The organism is Aeromicrobium sp. (assembly GCF_023146395.1).
GTDB lineage: Bacteria > Actinomycetota > Actinomycetes > Propionibacteriales > Nocardioidaceae > Aeromicrobium.
In genome coordinates this window covers 83,934-105,153 of record NZ_JAGLCD010000010.1, presented here as the reverse complement: position 1 = coordinate 105,153, position 21,220 = coordinate 83,934, and the positions used below count along the sequence as shown (strand labels likewise).

The 21,220-nt window shown below is 68.0% G+C and carries 28 protein-coding genes; 7 read left to right on the top strand and 21 right to left on the bottom strand.

Translation table 11 applies throughout. From position 1 onward, the window contains the following. The first annotated feature begins 9 nt into the window (after window positions 1–9). A complete protein-coding gene (locus KAG51_RS09070) occupies window positions 10–351 on the top strand; it encodes a DUF2200 domain-containing protein (protein ID WP_290582833.1) in 342 nt (113 codons plus the stop codon). Window positions 352–354: 3 nt separating this feature from the next. Here KAG51_RS09070 and KAG51_RS09065 read toward each other — a convergent pair whose 3' ends face one another. Further along, entirely contained in the window at window positions 355–696 is a 342-nt protein-coding gene (locus tag KAG51_RS09065) for a DUF1801 domain-containing protein (RefSeq protein WP_290582831.1), read from the bottom strand. A gap of 357 nt (window positions 697–1,053) precedes the next feature. Between KAG51_RS09065 and KAG51_RS09060 the strand changes: the two genes are divergently transcribed. Together KAG51_RS09060 and KAG51_RS09055 are read left to right on the top strand one after the other, a co-directional pair. Further along, the gene (locus tag KAG51_RS09060; protein WP_290582829.1) at window positions 1,054–1,323 is read left to right on the top strand and encodes a hypothetical protein; all 270 of its coding nucleotides are present in this window, start codon (window positions 1,054–1,056) and stop codon (window positions 1,321–1,323) included. 160 nt (window positions 1,324–1,483) lie between these two features. After that, entirely contained in the window at window positions 1,484–1,951 is a 468-nt protein-coding gene (locus KAG51_RS09055; protein WP_290582827.1) for a hypothetical protein, read from the top strand. On the opposite strand, the gene KAG51_RS09050 is transcribed toward KAG51_RS09055, so the two are convergent. The 3 genes from KAG51_RS09050 to KAG51_RS09040 all read right to left on the bottom strand — a co-directional run bounded on the left by KAG51_RS09050 (window position 1,948) and on the right by KAG51_RS09040 (window position 4,165). After that, a complete protein-coding gene (locus KAG51_RS09050) occupies window positions 1,948–2,394 on the bottom strand; it encodes a hypothetical protein (protein ID WP_290582825.1) in 447 nt (148 codons plus the stop codon). The genes KAG51_RS09055 and KAG51_RS09050 overlap by 4 nt on opposite strands. A 66-nt stretch (window positions 2,395–2,460) precedes the next feature. Beyond that, window positions 2,461–3,429, bottom strand: a complete 969-nt coding sequence (locus KAG51_RS09045) for an alpha/beta fold hydrolase (protein WP_290582823.1) — start codon at window positions 3,427–3,429, stop codon at window positions 2,461–2,463. A 70-nt stretch (window positions 3,430–3,499) separates the two neighbouring features. Beyond that, window positions 3,500–4,165, bottom strand: coding sequence for a TetR/AcrR family transcriptional regulator (locus KAG51_RS09040; RefSeq protein ID WP_290582820.1), 666 nt, complete (start codon window positions 4,163–4,165; stop codon window positions 3,500–3,502). A gap of 15 nt (window positions 4,166–4,180) precedes the next feature. Between KAG51_RS09040 and KAG51_RS09035 the strand changes: the two genes are divergently transcribed. Continuing rightward, entirely contained in the window at window positions 4,181–4,663 is a 483-nt protein-coding gene (locus KAG51_RS09035) for an SRPBCC family protein (protein ID WP_290582818.1), read from the top strand. Window positions 4,664–4,681: 18 nt separating this feature from the next. Here the strand turns inward: KAG51_RS09035 and KAG51_RS09030 are convergent, their stop codons facing one another. The 5 genes from KAG51_RS09030 to KAG51_RS09010 all read right to left on the bottom strand — a co-directional run bounded on the left by KAG51_RS09030 (window position 4,682) and on the right by KAG51_RS09010 (window position 10,035). Further along, on the bottom strand, window positions 4,682–5,443 hold the full coding sequence (locus KAG51_RS09030) for an ABC transporter permease subunit (protein WP_290582817.1): 762 nt from the start codon (window positions 5,441–5,443) through the stop codon (window positions 4,682–4,684). Continuing rightward, window positions 5,440–6,339: an ATP-binding cassette domain-containing protein gene (locus tag KAG51_RS09025; protein WP_290582815.1), complete on the bottom strand. Its 900-nt coding sequence runs from the start codon at window positions 6,337–6,339 to the stop codon at window positions 5,440–5,442. Before KAG51_RS09025 ends, KAG51_RS09030 begins: the two co-directional genes overlap by 4 nt. Before the next feature lie 80 nt (window positions 6,340–6,419). Beyond that, window positions 6,420–7,076 carry a response regulator transcription factor gene (locus KAG51_RS09020; RefSeq protein ID WP_290582813.1) on the bottom strand — a complete coding sequence of 219 codons (657 nt, stop codon included), beginning with the start codon at window positions 7,074–7,076 and terminating at the stop codon, window positions 6,420–6,422. Further along, window positions 7,073–8,218, bottom strand: coding sequence for a histidine kinase (locus KAG51_RS09015; RefSeq protein WP_290582811.1), 1,146 nt, complete (start codon window positions 8,216–8,218; stop codon window positions 7,073–7,075). The genes KAG51_RS09020 and KAG51_RS09015 overlap by 4 nt, the downstream gene beginning before the upstream one ends. A 314-nt stretch (window positions 8,219–8,532) precedes the next feature. Beyond that, window positions 8,533–10,035: a SulP family inorganic anion transporter gene (locus tag KAG51_RS09010; protein WP_290582809.1), complete on the bottom strand. Its 1,503-nt coding sequence runs from the start codon at window positions 10,033–10,035 to the stop codon at window positions 8,533–8,535. 199 nt (window positions 10,036–10,234) lie between these two features. Here KAG51_RS09010 and KAG51_RS09005 point away from each other — a divergent pair, with 199 nt between their 5' ends. Further along, window positions 10,235–10,654 carry a MerR family transcriptional regulator gene (locus KAG51_RS09005; RefSeq protein WP_290582807.1) on the top strand — a complete coding sequence of 140 codons (420 nt, stop codon included), beginning with the start codon at window positions 10,235–10,237 and terminating at the stop codon, window positions 10,652–10,654. Window positions 10,655–10,766: 112 nt separating this feature from the next. Here the strand turns inward: KAG51_RS09005 and KAG51_RS09000 are convergent, their stop codons facing one another. From KAG51_RS09000 to KAG51_RS08970, 7 genes are all read right to left on the bottom strand, one after another. Further along, the gene (locus KAG51_RS09000) at window positions 10,767–11,201 is read right to left on the bottom strand and encodes a tyrosine-type recombinase/integrase (RefSeq protein ID WP_290582805.1); all 435 of its coding nucleotides are present in this window, start codon (window positions 11,199–11,201) and stop codon (window positions 10,767–10,769) included. Next, window positions 11,132–11,695 (bottom strand): hypothetical protein, encoded by a 564-nt coding sequence (locus KAG51_RS08995; protein ID WP_290582803.1) that lies wholly within the window; start codon window positions 11,693–11,695, stop codon window positions 11,132–11,134. The genes KAG51_RS09000 and KAG51_RS08995 overlap by 70 nt, the downstream gene beginning before the upstream one ends. A gap of 185 nt (window positions 11,696–11,880) precedes the next feature. After that, window positions 11,881–12,477, bottom strand: a complete 597-nt coding sequence (locus KAG51_RS08990; protein ID WP_290582801.1) for a TetR family transcriptional regulator — start codon at window positions 12,475–12,477, stop codon at window positions 11,881–11,883. Window positions 12,478–12,558: 81 nt separating this feature from the next. Next, window positions 12,559–13,290 carry a lysophospholipid acyltransferase family protein gene (locus KAG51_RS08985; protein ID WP_290582799.1) on the bottom strand — a complete coding sequence of 244 codons (732 nt, stop codon included), beginning with the start codon at window positions 13,288–13,290 and terminating at the stop codon, window positions 12,559–12,561. A gap of 64 nt (window positions 13,291–13,354) precedes the next feature. After that, window positions 13,355–14,557, bottom strand: a complete 1,203-nt coding sequence (locus KAG51_RS08980; protein ID WP_290582797.1) for an FAD-dependent oxidoreductase — start codon at window positions 14,555–14,557, stop codon at window positions 13,355–13,357. Further along, window positions 14,554–15,954, bottom strand: a complete 1,401-nt coding sequence (locus KAG51_RS08975) for a cytochrome P450 (RefSeq protein ID WP_290582795.1) — start codon at window positions 15,952–15,954, stop codon at window positions 14,554–14,556. The genes KAG51_RS08980 and KAG51_RS08975 overlap by 4 nt, the downstream gene beginning before the upstream one ends. 6 nt (window positions 15,955–15,960) lie before the next feature. After that, on the bottom strand, window positions 15,961–16,281 hold the full coding sequence (locus tag KAG51_RS08970; protein WP_290582793.1) for a 2Fe-2S iron-sulfur cluster-binding protein: 321 nt from the start codon (window positions 16,279–16,281) through the stop codon (window positions 15,961–15,963). A 198-nt stretch (window positions 16,282–16,479) separates the two neighbouring features. On the opposite strand from KAG51_RS08970, the gene KAG51_RS08965 reads away from it, so the two are divergent. Further along, window positions 16,480–17,418 carry an AraC family transcriptional regulator gene (locus KAG51_RS08965; protein ID WP_290582791.1) on the top strand — a complete coding sequence of 313 codons (939 nt, stop codon included), beginning with the start codon at window positions 16,480–16,482 and terminating at the stop codon, window positions 17,416–17,418. A 233-nt stretch (window positions 17,419–17,651) separates the two neighbouring features. On the opposite strand, the gene KAG51_RS08960 is transcribed toward KAG51_RS08965, so the two are convergent. Next, window positions 17,652–18,410 carry an SDR family oxidoreductase gene (locus KAG51_RS08960; protein ID WP_290582789.1) on the bottom strand — a complete coding sequence of 253 codons (759 nt, stop codon included), beginning with the start codon at window positions 18,408–18,410 and terminating at the stop codon, window positions 17,652–17,654. A 135-nt stretch (window positions 18,411–18,545) separates the two neighbouring features. Continuing rightward, on the bottom strand, window positions 18,546–18,971 hold the full coding sequence (locus KAG51_RS08955) for a DoxX family protein (RefSeq protein WP_290582787.1): 426 nt from the start codon (window positions 18,969–18,971) through the stop codon (window positions 18,546–18,548). An 86-nt stretch (window positions 18,972–19,057) separates the two neighbouring features. On the opposite strand from KAG51_RS08955, the gene KAG51_RS08950 reads away from it, so the two are divergent. Further along, window positions 19,058–19,396, top strand: a complete 339-nt coding sequence (locus KAG51_RS08950) for a helix-turn-helix domain-containing protein (RefSeq protein ID WP_290582785.1) — start codon at window positions 19,058–19,060, stop codon at window positions 19,394–19,396. A 70-nt stretch (window positions 19,397–19,466) separates the two neighbouring features. Here the strand turns inward: KAG51_RS08950 and KAG51_RS08945 are convergent, their stop codons facing one another. The 3 genes from KAG51_RS08945 to KAG51_RS08935 all read right to left on the bottom strand — a co-directional run bounded on the left by KAG51_RS08945 (window position 19,467) and on the right by KAG51_RS08935 (window position 21,215). Further along, complete coding sequence (locus tag KAG51_RS08945) at window positions 19,467–19,802, bottom strand: hypothetical protein (protein WP_290582783.1); 336 nt, start codon at window positions 19,800–19,802, stop codon at window positions 19,467–19,469. Window positions 19,803–20,024: 222 nt separating this feature from the next. Then, a complete protein-coding gene (locus tag KAG51_RS08940) occupies window positions 20,025–20,471 on the bottom strand; it encodes a helix-turn-helix domain-containing protein (RefSeq protein WP_290582781.1) in 447 nt (148 codons plus the stop codon). Window positions 20,472–20,576: 105 nt separating this feature from the next. Beyond that, entirely contained in the window at window positions 20,577–21,215 is a 639-nt protein-coding gene (locus KAG51_RS08935) for a TetR family transcriptional regulator (protein WP_290582780.1), read from the bottom strand. Window positions 21,216–21,220: the final 5 nt, after the last annotated feature.

The window sequence follows — 21,220 nt, the reverse complement described above, 5'->3', positions numbered from 1 at the left end:
GCTGACGGCGTGCACCGGATCTTCACCATGGCCGTCAAGGACGTGTACCCGGCCTACGTCGCCAAGGCCGAGCGCAAGGGGCGCACACAGGCCGAGGTCGACGAGGTCATCCGCTGGTTGACGGGCTTCGACGACGTCGAGCTGCAGCGTCACCTCGAGGAGGGCACGACCTTCCTCGACTTCTTCGACGCCGCCGACCTGAACCCCAACGTCGCCCTCATCACCGGGTCGGTGTGCGGCGTCAAGGTGCAGGAGGTCGAAGACCCCCTGATGCAGAAGATCCGCTATCTCGACAAGCTCGTCGACGAGCTGGCCAAGGGCAAGGCGATGGAGAAGATCCTCCGCAGCTGAACGTCAGGCGAGATTCAGCGCGACGGCGCCGCGAACGAGCTCGACGAACGCGTCCTCGTCGAGCGCGTCCGTCGCGCGGATGTCGACGGCGCGCCGGGTGCCGGCATCCAGACTGGCGTTGAACACGTGGTGCGGGTCGTCGATCGACGCGCCCTTCGCGAACGTCACCTTGACCTTGTCCCGGTAGGTCTCGAGGGTGCAGATGAGGCCCCCGAGCGAGAAGGTGGGCACGCCGTCAGGATTGGACGGCTTGCGCCACTTGGTCTCCTCGACCACCTCCGGCGCGGCCTGCGTGATCAACGTGCGGATCCGGTCGACGGTCTCACCCCGCCAGTCGTCGCTCATGACGTCAGGCTAGGCCCGTCCGGCGCGCCCGTCGAGACGTCGCACTTCCGCTCCAACGCCAGCAGAAGACCCTTGCCCTCGAACCCGTGCTCGAGAGCATGGGTGCATGTCCTCCTCGTTCCCGACGTTGCGCGATCTGCGTCGCGTGACGCGCGAAGGCCGAGGCTGCGGAGTGGTCCGCGATGGTCGGCTACCGCGATGGTGCGCTGGCCCGGGTGCGGCGTGATGCGACGCCGATGCGGCAGATGCTGGAGCGCTCGGCAGTCGCGTTGCAGATCGCGGCCGAGACGACCTGTCGGAGGGGCAGGTCGTCAACCGGCTCGCCGCGGCCGACCGGGTCATCGAGCACACCCGAAGGTGTGGACGGCCTTCAGTCGTGGGCACCTCGACGCGGGCCGGGTGCGGGAGATCTCGCTGACGATCGAGAAGCTCCAGCGAGACGACTCCCGCCAACGTCTCGACGACGAAGCCGCCCCCTACGCCCGCACCCACACCCTGGCCGAGCTGCGGCGGTGGTTGCGCCGCTTCGTCGCGCGGGTCGAGGCCGACCTGGTCCGCGAGCGTGCCGAGACCGAACGGACCAGACGCCACGGGCGCGTCGAGCACACCGACGACGCCATGGCCTGAATGCACCACGGGCCGAGCGAAGCGAGGCAGGCGCCCGCGCGAAGCGCGGCAGCGACGGAGTCGCTGATCGGGCGAGCGCCAGCGAGCCCTGCGCCGCTCCGACAAGGCTGACGGCCTCCAGCGGTCCCACGCCCAACGCCGCGCGGACCTGCTGGTCCACGTGCTGACCTCGGCCCCGGCCGACCACCTCCCCGGCACCCCCGGCCTGCGGTGCGACATCGCCGTCACGATCGACGCCGCCATCCTCACCGGCGCCACCGACGGACCCGTCGAAGCCGCCGACGGATCCTGGCAGGTCCCCACCGACTGGGCCCTGGAATCAGCCTTCGCCGGCGAAGCGTTCTGGCACCGCATGCACCTGGACCCCATCACCCACGACGTCCTCGCCCACCAATACGCTCGCGAACCGAGCCGTCGCGCTTGTCCGAACCCCAGGGCGGGCGGAGCCCGCCTGCCGGGCCCTGGCGAGCGCCAGCAAGTCAGGGAGCGAGCGCGAGGAACGAGCGCGTCCCGGCACCACCACGCCTACAAAGGCCACGACATCACCCCCCACCTCCTGGACCACCTCAGACACACCGGCCCCGGACGCACACTCACCATCGAGCTCAACCTCGACACCGCCGCCTAGCTCTTCGCACTGCCCTCGACCTCGTCGGCGACCGTCGAGCGGACATCGGGGCCCGTGCTGTAGGCCAAGGCCTCCTCGGCCTCGACGTGCTCGGGCTCGTCCGCAGCACGCGCGACGCGTTCGGCGACGTCGGCGGGCGTGGGCACGGCGCTGGACGCCGTCTTCTTGGTGGCCGTCTTCTTCGCCGTGGCCTTCTTGGTCGCCGGAGCCTTCTTCGCGGTCGTCGTGGCCCTTTCTGGAGCCGGCTCGACGTTCGTCGCCGCGGGCTTCGGCGCCGCGCGGGGCGGGGTGGGGTTGGGGGCCGGGACGGGCGGGCTGTCGCCATTGCCGCCTCCACGCACGGCCGAGATGACTGACGCGGTGGCGTTCAGCCCGACGTGGAGGGCGCTCAGCGCGCCGTGCTGGGCCATGCGGACAGGGCGCGACAGGACGGAGGGAAGCATCGGGAGGCCTTTCATGGAGGAACGGACGCCGGGGGCGTACCCCGTCCGCGCCGCCTCACGCAGGCCTCAGAGGATGTTGCCGACGAACGGCAGCACGAGCTGGCAGGGCACGGGCCGCGGGTGCGCCGGATCGAGGGCGTTCAGCACGAGGGCTGCCGCCACCGGGTCGGCGACGATCTGGAAGTGCTCGCTCAGATCGAGGCCGCAGTAGTCCTGCACGACGTGGTTGGTCATGCCCGGCTCGATGCCGCTGGTGTACGGGATCACGAGCTCGTCCAGTCGCGTGACGATGTTGGTGTAGGTGATGCCCGGCACAGCGGGGCCGCCGCCGGAGCGCATCTTCTCGATGAAGGGCGAGCCCGCCAGGAGCTGCGGACCAGACGCGAAGAAGGGCTGCAGGGCCGCGTTGATGACCGGCGTGACGCCGAAGGGCGTGCCGATCAGGCTCAGCGTGGCCAGACCGGCCGGGTCGGTGCCGTGCCACAGCGGGGCGATCGAGACGTACTTGTCGATCTTCGGTGCCCCGTCGAGGAACTTGGCGTAGTAGTTGGGCATCAGCGTGCCCTCGGAGTGGCCGACGATGTCGACCTTCGCCGCCCCGGTCGAGGCGAGCACCCGGTCGACGAAGGTCGACAGCTGCGCCGCGCTCTCCTCGATCGGGCCGAAGCCTCCGAACACCTGGTCGTACGGCGGCGACACGATGTTCTTCACCTGGCCGTAGGTCAACGCGTAGACGCAGTAACCCTCGTTGGCGAGCAGGGGGGCGTACGTCTGCCAGTTCGTCGCCTTGCTGCCCGTCAGCCCGTGGACCAGGACGACCGGGTTCGGGTGCGCCGCCGACGGCTGGCACGACCAGTCGTTCGCCCCGGGCGGGTCGGCGTCGATGCCCAGACCGGCGATGACGGCCGGCAGCAGGAACGAGTACGTCACCGGCAGCGGAGGCTTCGGCGCCTCAGCCTGCGCAGGCGCGGCGACCAGGCCCACCGCGAGCGCCGCCGCGGCGAGGACCGTTCCCAGGACTCGAGGTGTGCGCATGGCGAGGAGCCTCCGATGTGAGATGGGTAACACGAAGTTACCCCACCGAGGTCGGATCAGCGACTCTCGATCAGCCGATGACCTCGAGCGCCAGGTCGCGCGCCCGATCGAGCGGCTCGTCCCTACCGAACAGCTCACGGTGCGTGTTCGCCGCGCACAGGAAGGCATCGATGCGGAAGGCGTCATCGGCCGGGTCCGCCGCGCCCGCTGCGCGAAGCTCGCCTTCCAGCAGGTCGAGCCACTCGCGCTTCAACCGGCGCACCGCATCGGCCACGGCGCCGCTGCGCCGGCCGTACTCGGCCGTGCTCGCGACGATGAAGCACCCGCCAGGGAACACGCCGGCTCGCAGGTACGCGACCCAGGAGTCCATCAGGGCCCGCAGCCGCGGCGCACCCGGCTCCTCGGCCCACACCGGAGCAATCACCGACTCGCGGTAGATCTGCCGCGCCTCAGCGACGGCGGCGACCTGAATGGCCTCGCGCGTCCCGAACACGGTGAGGATGCCGCTCTTGCTCACTCCCGCGGCGCTCGCCAGGGAGCCGACCGTGATCGAGTCCAGTCCGTGAGTGGTGGCGATCGCCGCGGCGCGTCGCGCCACGGTGCGGCGCGTGGCATCCCCGCGCGCGCGCCGGCCATCGCGAGCCGATTCTGCTGTCACGCCACCACTGTAAGCGACCGAGTGGACGTGAATCTCCCGGTGCCCTAAGGTCCCACCATTACGTCCGATCGAACGCATAGTTGGGAGAGTGCTGTGACCACTGCCTACGACGAGCTCCTCGAGGAGTCGATCGTCATCGACGCCCCTACCTCGCAGGTCTGGAGCCTGATCGAGGACCCGCGTCGCCTGGCCGACTGGAGCCCCCAGGTGGAGTCGGTCCGGCTCCGCGACGGCTTCGATCGCATCGGCCCGGGCGCCGAGCTCACCCATCTCAACCGCGAAGGGGAGCTGACCTGGACGACCCACAGCACGATCGTGCGGTTCGAGCCCGAGCGCGAGCTGGCGTTCCGCATCACGGAGAACCGTGTCGTGTGGTCGTTCGAGCTCACCCCCACGGCTGCCGGCGGCACCCAGGTGGTCCAGCAGCGCCGCACCCCCGACGGCATCTCCGACTACTCGCTCGACCTCACCGAGAACTACCTCGGCGGCCAGAAGGCCTTCAGCCGGCTCCTGCGCGACGGCATGCGACAGACCCTGGACCAGATCAGGGCCGCCGCCGAGCGCCCGGGCAGGTGAGGTCGAGCCCGGCGCCGGCTACGTGACCTCGGAGCGGCGCAGGGTGAGCAGGCCGACCGCCAGCGGGACGACGATCCAGATCATCGTGGTCGAGCCGAGCATCGCCCACTCCTGGGCGCTGTCCATCGCGCCCTCGAGGAGTGCCACCTGCGTCTCGTTCCAGTCGACCCACGGCTGCAGCTCCTCGAACCACGGACGCACCTGGGCCAGGAGGAGCAGGACGCCCGGCAGGACGAAGGACGCGACGAAGTAGCCCACGATCGCGGCTGCGGAGCTGCGCAGCACGACCCCGATGGTGAAGCCGATGAGCATGCCGATCAGGTTGAAGAGCACCAGCTGCAGCGCCATCGTCACCGAGATGTTCCAGACGGTGTCGACGCCGGCGAGCGCGGAGCCGATCACGTTGCCGAAGGCACCCACCAGGAAGGCGAGTGCGACGGAGCCGACGCCCACCAGCAGGGTCGCGATCGCCTTGGCGCCGATCACGCGCCCGCGGCTCGGCACGAGCGTGAAGGTCGTGAGGCCGCTGCGTTGGCTCCACTCGCTCGTGACCGCCAGGATCGCGATGATCGGCAGGATCAGCGACATCGGGAACCCGCTCGCCCTCGTGAAGCTCTCGTAGGTGACGTCGCTGTCGGGCGCCAGGACGACGACCGATGCGGCCGCCACAAGCGTCAGCACGGCGATGCTGACGAGCAGCCAGAACCCCGAACGGGTGCTGAACATCTTGCGCAGCTCGACCGAGACGAGCCGGGTGATCGGAATGGTCGTGGTGGTCATGCCACGGCTCCTTCGCGCTGGGTGTCGGCGGTGAGCGACAGGAACATGTCCTCAAGTCCGGCGCCCTCGGCAGACCGGAGCTCGGTGAGGGCGATGCCGGCGGCCAGGGCCACGGCCCCGACCCGGGCGGGGTCGGCATCGCTGCGGACCGCGCCGTCACCCGCGACCGCGCTGGGGATCCCGGCGTGCTCGAGGGCACGCACGAGGTCGAGCGGAGCCGAGGAACGGGCCAGCGTCCCGGCAGTCGCGAGGAGCTCGTCCTTGCTGCCGGACGCGACGATCCTGCCGTGGCCGATCACGACGAGGTCGTCGGCGATGACCTCGATCTCGTGCAGCAGGTGCGACGACAGCAGCACCGTGCCGCCCCGTCCCGCGAAGTCCGTCAGGAGGTCGCGCATCCACCGAATCCCGGCAGGGTCGAGCCCGTTGGCGGGCTCGTCGAGGATCAGGACCCTCGGGTCTCCGAGCAGCGCGGTGGCGATGCCGAGACGCTGGCGCATGCCGAGGGAGTAGTTCCGCACCCGGCGCTTGGCCTCTCCGGGGGTGAGACTCACCAGCTCGATCATCTCGTCGACCCGTGCGCGCGGCAGGCCCATCGTGTCGGAGGCGATCGTGAGGGTCTCGCGTCCCGTGCGACCGGCGTGCTGGGCCGAGGCGTCCAAGAGGACCCCGACCTCGCGCCCGGGGTTGGGCAGGGCGGTGAATCGGACGCCGTCGATCGTGGCTGAGCCCGACGTCGGGGCGGTCAGACCCACCATGACGCGCATCGTGGTGGACTTGCCGGCGCCGTTCGGTCCGAGGAAGCCGGTCACGCGACCCGGCTCGGCAGTGAAGGAGACATCGTCGACGGCGGTGAAGCCGGCGTACCTCCGGGTCAGAGAATCTACGGTGATCATGGCTCAACCCTCGCGACATCGCGCCGCGCGCGGATCGGTTGATCGACCGGTCTTGACCTGGCCGAAAGTACGGTTCTCCCCTAGTCCCGAACCCGCCCGGTCTCGTATCCCCACATCGCGATCTCCACGCGGTTCCGGGCGCCGAGCTTGGCCATCAGGCTGCCGATGTGGGTCTTCACCGTGCTGAGGCTGATGTGGAGCTCGGCGGCGATCTCGGCGTTGGTGCGACCCCGTGCGATGGTCAGCAGCACCTGCTCCTCGCGGTCGGTCAACGGATCGATGGGCTGCGCGAGAGGCGCTGCCCGACCTGGGGCCGCGAAGGTCGACAGCAGCCGGCGGGTGATGCTGGGTGAGATGAGCGAGTCGCCTCGCGTGGCGGCCCGGATCGCCTCGCCGAGCAGCTCGGGCCCGGCGTCCTTCAGCAGAAACCCGACGGCACCGGCCGCCAGCGCACCGTGCACGTACTCGTCGAGATCGAAGGTCGTGATCACGACGACCGCGAGGGGATGTTCGACCTCGGGTCCGGCCAGCAGGCGGGTCGCCTCGACGCCGTCGAGGACGGGCATCCGGATGTCCATGAGGCACACGTCAGGTCGGAGCTCGCGGGCCAGTCGCACGGCCTCCTGGCCGTCGCGGGCCTCCCCCACCACCTCGATGCCGTCCAGGGTGCCGAGGATCAGCCGTAGCCCGGTCCGCACGAGGTCCTGGTCGTCGGCGACCAGCACCCGGATGCTCATGCCGGCACCTGGAGCGGCAGGGTCGCGCTGACGGCCCAGCCCCGACCCGGGCACGGACCCGCCTGGCACACTCCGCCCAGGAGGAGCGCGCGCTCGCTCATGCCGGTGAGCCCGAACCCGGCCTCGGGGACGGGGTCGGGAACGCCCGGGTCGCCGTCGTCACGCACGACGAGGCTGACGCTCGACCGGTCACCGGCGACACGCACGTCGACCAGGCTGGCGTTGCGAGCGTGCCGCAGGGCGTTCGTGACAGCCTCCTGGGCGATCCGGAAGACCGCGGCGTCGATCGCCGCGGGAAGGGCGGCCAGGTCGTCCGAGACGGTCACCTCCACGCGCGGTCCGGCGGGCGAGGCCCCGGCCAACCGCTCGAGATCGGCCACTCCGGGCTGAGGGGCGTACTCGACGGGTGCCTCGTTGCGCAGCACGCGCACCATCGCCCGCATCTCGGCCAGCGTGCGCGACGCCTCGACCTCGATGACCTCCAGCGCCTCCAACGGCGCTGCGGGGCCGGTCGTGGCGAGCGCTCGACCCGCCTGGGCGTGGATCGCGATCGCGGACACATGGTGCGCCACGGTGTCGTGCAGCTCCCGCGCCAGCAGGACCCGCTCCTGCGCCTTCGCCTGCACCAACCACCGCTCCCGGGCTCCGTGCTGGGAGCGCACGGCCCACCCGAGGGCGACCGAGGCCACGAGCACCGCGAACCCGCCGATCGCCTCGGCGAACCCGGTCCAGCTGACGACGACGGCCAGGGTGGCCGGGACCAGGATGATTGCCAGACCCGCCACCGCCTCCCGGCCGGACCCCCATCGAAAGAGCGAGTACGGCAGCAGCAGGACGTAGAGCAACGCGTATATGTCGAGTGCCGGCGCGTCGACGGCGACCAGGACGACGTCCACCACCGCGATCAGACCGAAGGTGGCGGCGACCACGGCAAACGGGTGGGTCCGTCGCCACAGCAGCAGCGGCGCCAGCGCGACGACCAGCACCACCGAGAGCACCGGCAGCGGCAGGTCCGGCCGCAGGGCGCCTTCCAGCACCGCGAGGACCACGACGGACGCGACCAGCGCCCAGTCCCGTCCGACCCTGACCGGCGGGGCCGACGGCCGGGGTTCGTCCAGCAAGGACCTCAGTGGAGTACTCACTCGCTCAGGGTAGGGACGCAACGCCGCCAGCGGACCGTCCGAAAGTCTGAGCTGGGGATGACGAAGGCCCGGGACCCCAACTGTCGTTGAAATCCCGGGCCTCTTTGGTAGCGGGGACAGGATTTGAACCTGTGACCTCTGGACGCCATCGGAGGCATCGCGACTGCTACGGTCTCGGGCCGGAAACTACCGATTCACTCGGTGTAGTAAGGGATTCGCCCTCGCTTCCAACCTCAGGATACCCGTCGAGTACCGACTGGGGCGGACCGAATGTGGACACTATCTGGACACCGTCGAATCCCCTTAACCTCGAACTAGTGCGAGGGCAGCTCGCCGGTCAGGCGTCCGTGCCGTTCGGCGCTGGCGTCGTTGAGGCCGACGATCTCGACGGTCTTGCCCTTGCGTTCGTACTTGGTGGTGATGGCGTCCAGCGAGGCGACGGTCGAGGCGTCCCAGATGTGCGACTGGGACAGGTCGATGACGACACGGTCGGGGTCATCGGCGTACTCGAACTGGGTGTAGAGGTCGTTGCTGGAGGCGAAGAAGAGCTCGCCGGTGACGGTGTACACCGCTGTGACGGTCCCGTCCGTGCCCTCGACGAGCTCGCGGTGGGTGTCGGTGAGGTGGGCGACCCGGCGAGCGAACAGGGTCATGGCGACCAGGACGCCGACCACGACGCCGATGGCGAGGTTGTGGGTGCAGACGGTCACGGCGACGGTGGAGACCATCACCATGGTCTCGGACTTCGGCATCCTGCGCAGCGTGGCGGGCTGGACGCTGTGCCAGTCGAACGTGCCGACGCTGACCATGATCATCACCGCGACCAGGGCAGCCATCGGGATCAGGGCGACCACGTCGCCGAACCCGACCACCAGGATCAGCAGGAAGACACCGGCGAGGAAGGTCGAGATCCGGGTCCGGGCGCCGGAGGCCTTCACGTTGATCATCGTCTGGCCGATCATCGCGCAGCCGCCCATACCGCCGAAGAAGCCGGTGATGACGTTGGCGGCCCCTTGGCCCCAGGCCTCGCGGGTCTTCTCGGAATGGGTGTCGGTGATGTCGTCGACCAGCTTGGCGGTCAGCAGCGACTCCAGCAGTCCGACCAGCGCCATCGCCAGGGCGTAGGGAGCGATGATCTCCAGGGTGTGCAGGTTCAGCGGCACGTCGGGGATGAACAGCGACGGGAGGCTGTCGGGGAGCTCACCCTCGTCGCCGACGTTGGGCACGTTGAGCGCCGCCAAGAGGGTGAACCCGGTTAGGGCCACAATGGCGACCAGAGGCGCGGGAACGACCTTCGTGACCTTCGGGAGCCCGACCATGACGGCGATGCCGACGGCGATCATCGGGTAGACCAGCCACGGCACGTCGACTATGTGCGGCACCTGGGCGAGGAAGATCAAGATCGCCAAGGCGTTGACGAAGCCGACCATCACCGAGCGCGGGATGAACCGCATCAGGCGGGCGACCCCGGCGAGGCCGAGGACGATCTGGAAGACGCCCGCGAGCAGCACCGTGGCGATGAAGTAGTCCATGCCGTAGTTGCGGGCGACCGGCGCGATCACCAGAGCGATAGCGCCGGTGGCGGCGGAGATCATCGCGGGGCGACCACCGAGGAAGGCGATGGAGACGGCCATCGTGAAGGAGGCGAAGAGTCCGACGCGGGGGTCGACGCCGGCGATGATCGAGAACGAGATCGCCTCGGGGATCAGGGCGAGCGCGACCACCAGGCCGGCCAGCACCTCGGTGCGCAGCAGCTTGGGTGAGCGCAGGGCGGCGCGCACCGTGGGCTCGGGTGCATGCGTGAGGGTGGTGCTCAAGTGTGGGGCTCCGTTCGTGGCAGCAGCAGGTTGCGTCCATGGCCTCGAAGGCAGGCCCGGACGACTTTGGATCTGGGTTGGGATGGTGCGCACCATGGGGGGGCACGTGCCGGCGTCCTCGCCGGCGGAAGTCTGCACACCACTGTAACCTCACGTAACGTGAGGGTTGAAATCCGAGCGACGTGAGAGAGCCCACCCCGTGACCAGCGAGCCCCCCTCGACCCCCGCCGCCGAGGCAACCCCGGCGGTGATGCAGATCGGTGAGGTCGCCACCCGAACCGAGCTCTCACTTCGCAGCCTGCGGCACTGGGAGGAAGTGGGCCTCCTGCGCCCCTCAGGGCGCACCGATGGTGGCTTTCGCCTCTACACGGAGGCAGACGTCGAGCGGATCATGGTGATTCGGCGGATGAAGCCCCTCGGGTTCACCCTTGACCAGATGAGCGCGGCAATGCGCGACATCGAGGTCATGCGGGACCGTGACGCGGGCGACCGGTATGGGGAGGCACGGGAGCGGCTGACGGCGATCCTGGCTGACGCTGCCGAGCGCCGGGAGAAGCTCGAGAGCCAGCTTGCGATGGCCGACGAGTTCATCAGCCAGCTCGGCCGCGAGCTGACCTGAGCTCCCCGGCTAACTGCGTCCCAGGGACGTCGTCAGCCGCGCGCCTCGGCTCGGACCTCATTAGCCCCAGGTCGCGACTGGAGGTGTACTCCAGCGCCTGGGCGGGGCGGATTTAGCGCTCGATCAGCGTGGACAGGCGCTTGTGGCGGGTCTGGGCGGCGATCCGGTCCAGGGCGACGCCGGCGACAGCGGCGCTGGTGGCGTGCCCGGCGCGCAGTGAGTGCGCGGTGATCCGCTCGGCCGCGAGCCCGGCGGCGCGGGCGCGTTTGCGGAGCACGATCGAGATCGGCTCCCCGGAGATCGGGTCGGTGGTGACCGCCCCGCTGCGCAGGCTGGTGAGCAGTCGCCCGGGGTCGGGTCTGCGGTGGCCCAGCCCGGCGTCGAGGGCGGCGATGGGGTCGGTGGCGACGTGCTGGCCGTGGACGACGGCGACGACCTGGCCGTTGGCGTACTGGTCGGTCTTCGAGCGACGGATGGTCAGCAGGACTCCCCCGGGCCGGAACTCGACGTCGGCCAGAGTGAGCGCGGCCAGCTCGGAGCGCCGCATCGCGGAGGTGAAGCCGAGCAGATGAGCGCGGCGTCGCGGGCACCCAGGGCGGTAGAGCGGTCGATGTGCGCGACGATCTGGCGGATCTCCTCGGTGCCGAGCGGTCGGGCCTGGCGGCGGGGAGCGGTGCCGATGATCCGGCGCAGACCGCGGCGGACCTGCCGAACCCCTTCGGTGAGGACCGGGTCCCTCAGGCCGTGCATCCGGTGGCGGTAGGCGATGGCGCCGCAGGCGAGCTCGATGGTGCCGACCGAGAGGCCGTCGGCGGCGCGTTCGGTGAGGTACGCGCAGATCAGCGCCGGCTCCGCGGGCAGCGGTGTGGCGCCGCGGGTGGAGCACCAGCCCTCCCACTGGCTCCACGCGAACTCGTACACGGTGCGGGTCGACTCGGCATGCGCGGCGGTGATCGCCTCGCTGATCCGGACGGCTTCGTCGACGGTGAGGCCGGCGAGCAGGTCGGGTGGTCGGGCGGCAAAGGTCAGGGCTGGCTTCACCCGGAAGTTGTACGGAGCGAGCACCGCATCTTCGTCGCCGGGTTCACTGCGGCGGTGGCGTCGCCGTCGTCTGGGCCACTCCCCTGGCCGTCCCTGACGAGTGCGGTGGAGGAAGGTGCCGCTCACCCTCGCTCCGCGATGGGGCTGGCGGTCGTGTCGATGAAAGGAGCACGAAGTCGGGAGGTTTACGATTCGAGGGCGAGGATTCGGACAGCGACTTCCGAGATCTTGCGCGCCGTCGCGGTTCGGTCCCACTTGGGCAGGGCCAGATGACTGACCGTCAGGCGCACCATGGTGTCGGCCGCGTCGATGACGTCGTCGGAGGGAAGATCGGGGTAGCTCTCCGCTACCCACCCGGCCAGCGTGTCGGAGGCGAGGTCGAGAAGCCGCGCGGAAGTCGTGAGGAGCGGGAGCATCCCCGTGGACGCATGACCCCCCTCATCGAGCTCACGGTGGGAGATGAGCACCGCCTTGAGCAGAGGGCTGCGTTCCGCCTCCTCCAGGGTGTAGTCGACGGCCGCGGCGATGCCGCGCTTCGCATCACCGACGTGCGCCTCCAACGCCCCCTGGATGCCCTCAAGAAAGCGCGAGGCCTCAGGGAGCACGACGGCCTCCCCGAGGCCGGCCTTGTCACCGAACTCTTTGTACAGAGCCGCTCGTGACACCCCGGCACGGTCAGCCACCTCCCCCATGCGCACCCGGTCCCAGCCGCGCTCGACCGTCAGGTCGTGGGCCGCCTCAAGGACAGCCGACCGCATGTGCTCCCTGAAGCGCTCGCGCATTGAGGGTCCCCGCATGAAAGACAGGCTAGCGATTTCTGTCTCCTTACCGGCTACCGCCACTGGTCTGGACAAGTTGAGGCGCTACTGTGCGTGTTCGTCGGCGAGCCGGTCAACCATTGGTGCGAGGGTGTCATGAAGCCTCTGCGCCGCCGCACGAACGGCCGTCGCCGGCGGCAGCTCTCGGAGGTCCTCGAGGGGCACGGGCTCCCCCACCAGCAGCGTGACCGTACGACGGTGTCCCAGCACGACCTTCCCTTCGTAGGCTGGCACTATCGTCTGAGCGCCCCATTGGGCAACAGGGATCAACGGGGCTGACGTCTCCAGCGCGATGCGCACAGCACCCGACCTGAGCGACATCAGGCGGCCATCCGACCGCTTCGTGATCGATCCTTCTGGGTACACGACGACGAGGTCGCCCCCCGCCACGGCTTCGATGGCGGCTTGGAGCCCGGCTCGGCCGTCGGTACGGTCGATCTCGACGTGACCGGCCGACCGAAACCACCAGCCGACCGCTCGGCTGCGAAACAGGCTTGTCTTCGCCATGAACCGGGGGGTGCGGCCCTGGGCGAGGATCATTTCCGCCAGGAACAGCGGGTCGGCTTGCGAGACATGGTTGACCGCCAGTACCGCGCCTCCCGACCGCGGAAGGCGCTCCGTGCCGCGCCAGTCCGCTCTCCTGGCCAGCAGCAGCAGCGGTTTGCAGACCAGCAGCGCCAGCCACCACGCAGGGCCGCGGGCGTCCGCGCGTGCGCGTCTCACGTCCGCGGACCGACGCGGTTCACTTACGCCCGAGACGAACGGCAGGATTCGCATCGACGTCCCTGCGGCTGACCCGCGAGTCGTTGTTGTACCGAACGGTTGAGCGGTGCCTTGGTGCTCACACGGCCACCTTCGCAGTCAGGGCGGCCACGTCGACCGCGGCCCGTTGGGCGAGCAGACGTTTGCTGGTCATGAAATCCCGGGGACGGTTGACGCAGTCAGCGGCTACCAGCTCGCCCTGCCGGAGGTAGTAGCAGGTGAAGTCGTGGTCACGGGTCGGGTCACCGCTCAGGACGACGTCGTCGTAGCCGGTGTTGAGGCCCGCGATCTGGAGTTTGAGGTCGTACTGGTCCGACCAGAACCACGGCAGCGCCGCGATGACCTTGTCGCGTTCGCAGATGGTCGCCGCTGCGACCTTGGCCTGCTCCACGGCGCTCGGGACCGACTCCAGGCGGATCCGTCGGCCGTAGCGGGGCACGTCCTGCGAAGTGCAGTCCCCGGCGGCCACGATGGTGGGATCACTGGTGCGCGCCTGGGCGTCGATCAGGATCCCGTCGGCCACGACCAGGCCGGCTGCCTCGGCCAGCTCCGTGCTCGGTTCGATGCCGATGCCGATGATCACGAGATCGGCTGGCACCGACTCGCCACTCGCCAGGACCACCCCTTGTACACGGCGGTCGCCGACAAGCGCCTCGACCGATGCATTGTTCCGCACGTCGACTCCCTCGTGTTCGTGGACGCGTGTGAAGAATGTCGACACCTCCGGAGCGCTCACTCGCTCGAGGACACGGTCTGCGGCCTCCAGGACCGTGACGTGGAGCCCCAATGCCCGCAGCGACGCGGCGGTCTCCAGACCGATGTAGCCACCACCGACGATGACGGCGTTGCGCCCGGGGATCGTGTCCTCGCGGATCCGCTCCACGTCCGACGACCGACGCAGGTAGTGCACCCCGTCGAGATCGGCACCCTCCGCGCGGAGTCGTCGGGGGTGTGCTCCCGTGCACAGAGCTAGAGCGTCATAGGCCAAGCGGTCGCCGGTGCCGAGCACGAGCTCGGCCGCCGACCGGTCGATCTCCTTCACGGTGGCGGCCACGCGCTTGATGTCCTGCTTGGCGTAGAAGTCCTCCGAGCGGATGGCCAGTTCCTTCAGTGAGCACTTGCCGGCCAGATATGCCTTCGACAAGGGAGGCCGTTGGTACGGCAGCACCGACTCGTCGCCGACGAGCACGATTTCGCCGGACCAGCCCTCCTGACGAAGGCTGGCGACCAGCTGCGCACCGGCATGGCTGGCGCCGACCACCACCGCGCGCGCTGTGCTCATCGGGCGCCCTTGGGGGTGAGCTCGACCATCAGCTGGCTGATGCCGCGAACGAAGTTGGACTGTACGTACTCCGGCTCCCCGACAACGTCGATCCTCTCGAAGCGCGGGAGCAGCTCCTCCCAGAGGATGCGCAGCTGCAGCTCGGCCAGCCGATTGCCCATGCACCGATGCACGCCGAACCCGAACGCAATGTGATTGCGAGCATTGCGCCGGTCGATGATCAACTCGTCCGGTCGCTCGAACACGGTCTCATCGCGGTTCCCCGACGCATACCACATGACCACCTTGTCGCCCTTGCGGATGAACTGGCCGTTGAGCACGGTGTCGGCCTTGGCGATCCGGCGCATGTAGCCAAGAGGGGTCTGCCAGCGGATGATCTCCGAGACCATGTTCGGGATCAGGTCCGGATTGGCCTTGAGCTTCTCGAACTGGTCGGGAAACCGGTTGAGCGCGAGAACTCCACCACTCATCGAATTGCGCGTCGTGTCGTTGCCCCCGACGATGAGCAGGATCAGGTTGCCGGCGAACTCCATGGGACGCTTGATCAGGTCCTTGGTGTTCTCGTCGCTCTGCAGCATGGTGATCAGGTCGAACCCGGGCTCTTCGCCGGCCGCGAGGCGGGCGGCCTTGTCATGCCACAGCGCGCCGAGTCCACGCGCCATGCCCACCATGCCGCGGAACAGCTCGTCGTTGTCGGAGGGGCCTCCGTTGGCCTGCTCCATCGAGGTGGCCAGATCCGACCACACGACGAGCTTGTGGCGCTGCTCGAAGGGGAAGTCCAGCAGCGTCGCCAGCATGCGGGCGGTGAGCTCGATCGACACGGTGCTCACCCAGTCGAACGGTTCGTTGACGGGCAGGTTGTCCAGGACGTCCCTGACGCGCTCGCGAATGAGGCTCTCCATCTCGCGGAGGTTCTTCGGAGCCACCACCCCTTGGACTGCGCGGCGCTGAACGTCATGCTTGGGCGGGTCCATGGCGATGAACATCGCGATGTCCATGAACCGCGGCGGAGCCCCGATGACGATGAGAGGTTCGGCGGAGAAGACCTCGTGGTTCTTGTCCACCGCAATGATGTCGGCGTGGCGCGTGACCGACCAGAACGGCCCGAAGGGACTGTGGGCCTGGTAATGGACAGGGGCCTCGTCGCGTAGGCGCTTGAAGTAGGAGGCCCAGCGCCCCTGCCGATAGAGGAACGGGTTGCTGAGGTCGATGTCTTCGAGCGCGACTTCCTCGACCGGCGGGATCGGACCTTCGACGAACATCTTCTGCCCGTTCGTACCGGTCAGCCAGCGTCGCCCCTTGTCGTAGAGGTGCGCGGCCTGGACCTGTCGATCCAGCGGGATGGCGGCCTCGACCTTCGTCTTCACTGCTTCAGGGATCTTCATCTCGTCGGACACCTCCTGCTACATCTGGAACTCGGGCAGTTGCACGGTCAAGCCGTCCCATGACTCGGAGACCTTGATCTGGCAGGAGAGCCGAGACGTCGCCTGTCGCTCAGGATTCATCGACAGCATCTCCTCCTCCTCCGGACCGGACGGGCCGACTTTGTCGGCCCACGTGGGATCGACGATCACGTGGCAGGTGCCGCATGCGGCCTCTCCGCCGCAGTCACCATCGATGCCGGCGATGGCGTTGTTCGTCGCGACCTGCATCAGCGAACAGCCCTCATCGAGGGGCGCCTCGCACTTCTCCCCGTCGTGCGACACGAACGTAACCGCTGCCATGTACAACTTCTCCACTCTTGACCGCCGGATAGACATTTCCTTCATGATTGTTGTTGACAACGGCCGGGGCCATGTTGAACCGTCTCACCCTGTTGTGAATTCGGATCACGAGAGGTCGCTGTGTGGAGAGACGATCCAGGCGTCCCAGCTCTTGCCTTCGCGCAGCTGCTGAGCAGTTCGGCGATCGATCAGGACTCCGTGGAGCGGTTCCGCGCCATCATGGCGCGCGAGGGAACCGACGAGCTGACTCTGATCCAGACCCAAGCCCAGGCGCCGCTGCGGTGGTTTCGCGGGGCCTACCCCGAACTCGATGCCGAGCAGGCGACCAGGCTGGGAATCGCCTGCGCAGAACAGGCACAGCTCACGTCCTTCGGGCCGCTGAGCGTGCCGCTGGTCAGCGCGGGAACCGTCGCCGAGGTCGTGCAGCTGCTGACCTACCTCCCGGTGATCACCCAAGCCGTCACCGCCCAGTTCCATCCCCAGCGCGATGACCTCACGATCCGGGTGTCCGGAAACACTGGAGATCCCGACCTGGACTGTCTGGTCGTCACCTACTGCGGACTGGCCCTCATGCGGTTGATCGACCTGCTTGCCGGGGACGCGTCAGAGGTGACGATGCATAGTCGCTGGCCGGAGCCGAAGTCCCTGCCTGCAGGGTCCGAGGCCGGGTCTCGGCTCATCTACAACGCGCCCTTGAACTACCTGCATGTCCCTGCACGGACGCTTCACACGAGCTGCCGCTTCCCCGACCCGCTCGCCTACGAAGTCGCCATCACCCACCTCGATCAGGCCCTCGAACGTCGGGCCGGCACCCCGGACTTCACCCGCAAAGTGCGGGCACTGCTGGACCACGGGCCAGGAGTGAGGACAATCCAGTCGGTCGCGAACGAGTTCTCAATCTCCTCGAGCACCCTCAAACGCCGCCTCGCCGCGGAAGGAACCAGCTTCCGCGAACTCCTCCAAGAGTCACTCCTCAACCGCGCCCAGCTACGGCTGCTCGACCGCTCCACGTCGGTCAGCGAGGTCGCCGCCGAACTCGGCTACAGCGACGTCACCAACTTCTCGCACGCCTTCAAGAGCTGGACCGGCACCTCACCCAGCCACTTCCGAAGCTGCGGGCCGGGAGTTCATGTCTGATTCGACGAAGCAGCCAAAGTCCCCGGTTGGAGTGATGTCTCCGTGGCGCAGATGTACAACTTGTCCCCTCGCCACCCACTCCTCGTGATGTCGGTCAAGCCAAAGCTGTTCGGAGCGTCCTAACAATCAATGGCCTGGGTATCGTCGAAGGCCGTCAATGCCGGGACAATCCACTTCCCGCATATTGCACACGCTGGTGACTCCGCGAGAGTTCTCATGGCTCCGGGCTGCCATCAACCCCCCGATCTCACCAACCCGCCATCCACGGCTATGGCCTGGCCGGTGATCCAGCCAGCATCGTCGGATGCCAGGAAGGCGACCGTCGGGCTGAGGTCATCAGGCTGGCCAACGCGCTTCAGAGCTTGCATTCCCATGACCATCTCGGTCATGGCCTCCATGTTGTCGAGCCCGGCAATCTCGTGGGGAAAGAGTCCAACAAGAATCGCGTTGACCGTGATGTTGTCCGTGCCCAGCTCGGTCGCCAGCGATCGAGTGAAGCCGATGACGCCGGCCTTTGCGCTGACGTAGGGCAAGAAGTTAGGCATCCCGATCATCATGGTGCCCGAGGAGATGTTCACGATCCGTCCGGAGCGTTGCTGCTGCATGGTCGGGTAGACCGCGCGGGCGCACATGAACATGCCCTTCAGATCGACGGCGAGGTTCCGATCCCATTCATCGGGGGTGAACTCTGTCCACGGCTTTTGGATGTTGGCTACGAGGGCCGCGTTGTTGACGAGGATGTCAATGCGCCCGTACTCCGCGCGCGTGTCATCGGCCATGCGCTGGACATCATCCCAGCTCGTCACGTCGACCCTTTGGAAGATGGCCTCGCCGCCAGCCTCGGTCACCGCGTCGACCGTCTTCTGCCCATCGATGATGTCCGTCACGACGACCCGGGCCCCCTCGCGTGCCATGTGCACGCTGTGAGCCATGCCCAAGTATCCGGCTGCGCCGGTCACGATAGCGACCTTGCCCTCTAGCCGTCCTGCCATCGGATCCTCCTCTAGTTTTCTTCTTCGTTGTCCCACGAGATAGGTGGCCTACTTGTCACGGCTCGGCCCGGAAATCGGCTTTGGGTGATGCCGATGAAGATCCGCGGCAGGATCTACCAACGAGTCGTGCCCAGCTCAGTCGAACAGATCGCCCATCAGCGGATCGGTGAGTGTGAGACCGAGGTCTGGTGTGGCAGCGAAGAAGGCGAACAGCATCAGCGCCGCCCCGGCGAGGGAGAGGTCCTTCAAGAACTGTGTCTGCTCCATCTGCTTGCCCTGCGGGTCAGACACGCTCCAGAAGCCGTGCATCACAATCGCGGTCGGGAGGAGGAACGCCACCAGAAGCAACGCACCCAAGTCCGCCCACACGCCCAGCAACACCATCGCGGCGCCCACGATGATCAGGACGCCGGTGCCCAGAACCGACGCTCGGGCGAACGGCACCCCTTTGCTCTGGGCGTAGCCAGCCATCATCTGCGTCTGCGTGAGGTGCCCTACTCCGCTCCCCAGAAACAGGACAGCGAACAATACCCGCCCGCCGAGCACGAACCACTCGACCACGGCTGTACCTCCTCGATATTCGCTTACGAAGCGTAGTTACTATTAGTAATCTACGGCGTAGCTGGCATTCGTGCAATGCTGTGAAGGTGGTGATCGAGGACTTGGATGCGAGCCACTGCCCGCGCTTCCAGGAGTCGATCGAGTTCCTGGGGAGACGGTGGACGTCTGCGATCGTGCGGCCGATGTTCGCCGGCCCGGTCCGCTTCACCGACCTGCTCGACGCGGTTCCGCATCTCTCATCGCGCTTGCTGACTCAACGGCTCGAGGAGCTCTGTCAGGCCGGCGTTGTCGTTCGGCGCTCCGACGATGGCTGCCTGCGCTATGAACTCACCGCCCGGGGGCGCGACCTCAGGCAGGTGTTTCTTGCCGTCGACCGGTGGAACGGTCGGTGGAATGCGGAGACTCCGGAGGGGCAGGAGCGCTAGTTCAAGCTCCAGTCGCGCACCCGGCCCTTGGCTTCGTGCAGCCAAGTCGACCGAGCGGCTGGGCGAGTGGTCAAAGATCCGCTTCGTCGCCTCTGCTTTGGGGCCGCCGTTTCGTCTCGGTTCCTTCCGCTGTCGCGACCGGCATCTCGTGTTGCAGGAAGTGTTCGACCTGCCGCAGCCCGACGTCGATTTCCCGCTGCAGGCGGCGCTCGGTCCGTTGCAGGCGCCGCTCGGCTCGTCGTTGACTCCAGTCGCGGTCCCATTCCTGCCACGCCCGGTATCCCCCATAACCCAGGCACCAGCAGCTGCCGAGGGCGACGAGGCCACCGTAGGTCAACCACATGAGGTACCAGCCTACGTCGAGGAGCAGGCTGGCCAGCGCTTGCCAGTCATTGTGAGCGCGCATCGCGACACCTCCGCCGGACATCGACCCTCTCGATCGTGTGCCTTGCATCGAGCATACATGCCGTCATGCATGTATGTAAGTCAGGGCAGCGTGGTACTACGAGTGCGTTCGCTTGTAGGTGAACGCGGTCCGGAGCCGACCAGAGGGACCACGACCGTGCACCTCATCCATTTCGGAGCACAAGGACTTGGTGTCGTTACGGACGCTTGGGCGCAGCGGTGCTCACGTGGCTGACCAGCGCTCGGCCAGCTCGGCGACGCACTCCTGGGCCAAGGCGATGCATTGGCGGGTCGACTCGAATCTGGCCCGGCCAGGGCTGCCCGGTTCGAGGAGCGACACGGCCGCGTCCAGGGATGCGAGGTAGTGCTCGAACTGGGCGTGCCTGGCGGCGATGAGGGTCGCCCAGACGTCTCCGTCGACAAGTCTGTACACGTCGCCGCGACCAGAAGGTCGGCGTTCCTTGACAACGAGTCCGTGCTGGGTGAGGAACCGCACCGCGCCCGAGACCGCGGCGGGTGAGACCCGCAAGGCAGCGGCCAGCTCCGCTGCGGTGCACTGCCCCCGGTCTTCGGCCATGAGGTGGGCGAGGACCCGGGACGGCATGCGCGGCATGCCGTTGTCCTCCAACGCGCTTCCCAGACGTTCGACCGCCCGCTGGACATCCTGCACAGACGGATCGTATCGAGCCCGCGCGTCGTTGAAGCGCCGACGCGGTCGACCACGGCCCCACGCACTTGCGGCGCAGACTAGGTGCCCGGTGGGCAGTCCATCCGGTTAGTTCCCCACGGGAGCTGTCAGGCAGTGTTGAAGGATGCCGCCGAGTGCCGTTGTGAGTCGGTCGAGGTCGCTGGCGCCCATCGCGTCGACCTCAATGATGTGCCGCGCGAAGATGAATCCGGAGATCTGAGCCATTGCGAGCTCGGCACGCAGTTCGGCGTCGGCCACGTCGAGGGCTGTCGTGATGGGCATCAGTACGTCGCCAACGACTGCCAGACGGATGAGTGTCGCGGTTTCGCGATCGTGACTGGCCGACCGCAGGAGTGCCAGCATCGCGGCACGGTTCCGGGCGTCGGCCAGCGTTTCGAGGACCACCCGGGCCAGGCGTCTTCCCACGGCTGCTCGTTCGCCGTCAAGCACGAGGCTCACGACTTGGGGTGCTTCGATGGGAAGACGCGTCACCTCATCGAACAGGCCGCGCTTGGAGCCGAAGAAGTACGCGATGAGTGCGGGGTCGACGCCCGCCAGTCGCCCGATCGATCTGACGCTCGCACCCTCGTAACCCGATGCGGCGAACTCGTGCAGGGCCGCCGTTGAGATGGCCGCCCGGGTGGTGCTAGGGCCGAGGCGGCGTCCCGTCCGCCCTGACGGCCCACGGCCCTGCGGGCCGCGATCTTCGGCGCCCCCGTCACGCATGGGAC

Excerpts from the sequence above, each read along its gene's own strand:
- KAG51_RS09065 (WP_290582831.1), bottom strand. The coding sequence starts at position 696 with ATGAGCGACGACTGGCGGGGTGAGACCGTCGACCGGATCCGCACGTTG.
- KAG51_RS09050 (WP_290582825.1), bottom strand. The coding sequence starts at position 2,394 with ATGCTTCCCTCCGTCCTGTCGCGCCCTGTCCGCATGGCCCAGCACGGC.
- KAG51_RS09045 (WP_290582823.1), bottom strand. The coding sequence starts at position 3,429 with ATGCGCACACCTCGAGTCCTGGGAACGGTCCTCGCCGCGGCGGCGCTC.
- KAG51_RS09040 (WP_290582820.1), bottom strand. The coding sequence starts at position 4,165 with ATGCGTTCGATCGGACGTAATGGTGGGACCTTAGGGCACCGGGAGATT.
- KAG51_RS09030 (WP_290582817.1), bottom strand. The coding sequence starts at position 5,443 with ATGACCACCACGACCATTCCGATCACCCGGCTCGTCTCGGTCGAGCTG.
- KAG51_RS09025 (WP_290582815.1), bottom strand. The coding sequence starts at position 6,339 with ATGATCACCGTAGATTCTCTGACCCGGAGGTACGCCGGCTTCACCGCC.
- KAG51_RS09020 (WP_290582813.1), bottom strand. The coding sequence starts at position 7,076 with ATGAGCATCCGGGTGCTGGTCGCCGACGACCAGGACCTCGTGCGGACC.
- KAG51_RS09000 (WP_290582805.1), bottom strand. The coding sequence starts at position 11,201 with ATGCGGCGCTCCGAGCTGGCCGCGCTCACTCTGGCCGACGTCGAGTTC.
- KAG51_RS08990 (WP_290582801.1), bottom strand. The coding sequence starts at position 12,477 with ATGCGCGAGCGCTTCAGGGAGCACATGCGGTCGGCTGTCCTTGAGGCG.
- KAG51_RS08985 (WP_290582799.1), bottom strand. The coding sequence starts at position 13,290 with ATGCGAATCCTGCCGTTCGTCTCGGGCGTAAGTGAACCGCGTCGGTCC.
- KAG51_RS08980 (WP_290582797.1), bottom strand. The coding sequence starts at position 14,557 with ATGAGCACAGCGCGCGCGGTGGTGGTCGGCGCCAGCCATGCCGGTGCG.
- KAG51_RS08970 (WP_290582793.1), bottom strand. The coding sequence starts at position 16,281 with ATGGCAGCGGTTACGTTCGTGTCGCACGACGGGGAGAAGTGCGAGGCG.
- KAG51_RS08960 (WP_290582789.1), bottom strand. The coding sequence starts at position 18,410 with ATGGCAGGACGGCTAGAGGGCAAGGTCGCTATCGTGACCGGCGCAGCC.
- KAG51_RS08945 (WP_290582783.1), bottom strand. The coding sequence starts at position 19,802 with ATGCGCGCTCACAATGACTGGCAAGCGCTGGCCAGCCTGCTCCTCGAC.
- KAG51_RS08935 (WP_290582780.1), bottom strand. The coding sequence starts at position 21,215 with ATGCGTGACGGGGGCGCCGAAGATCGCGGCCCGCAGGGCCGTGGGCCG.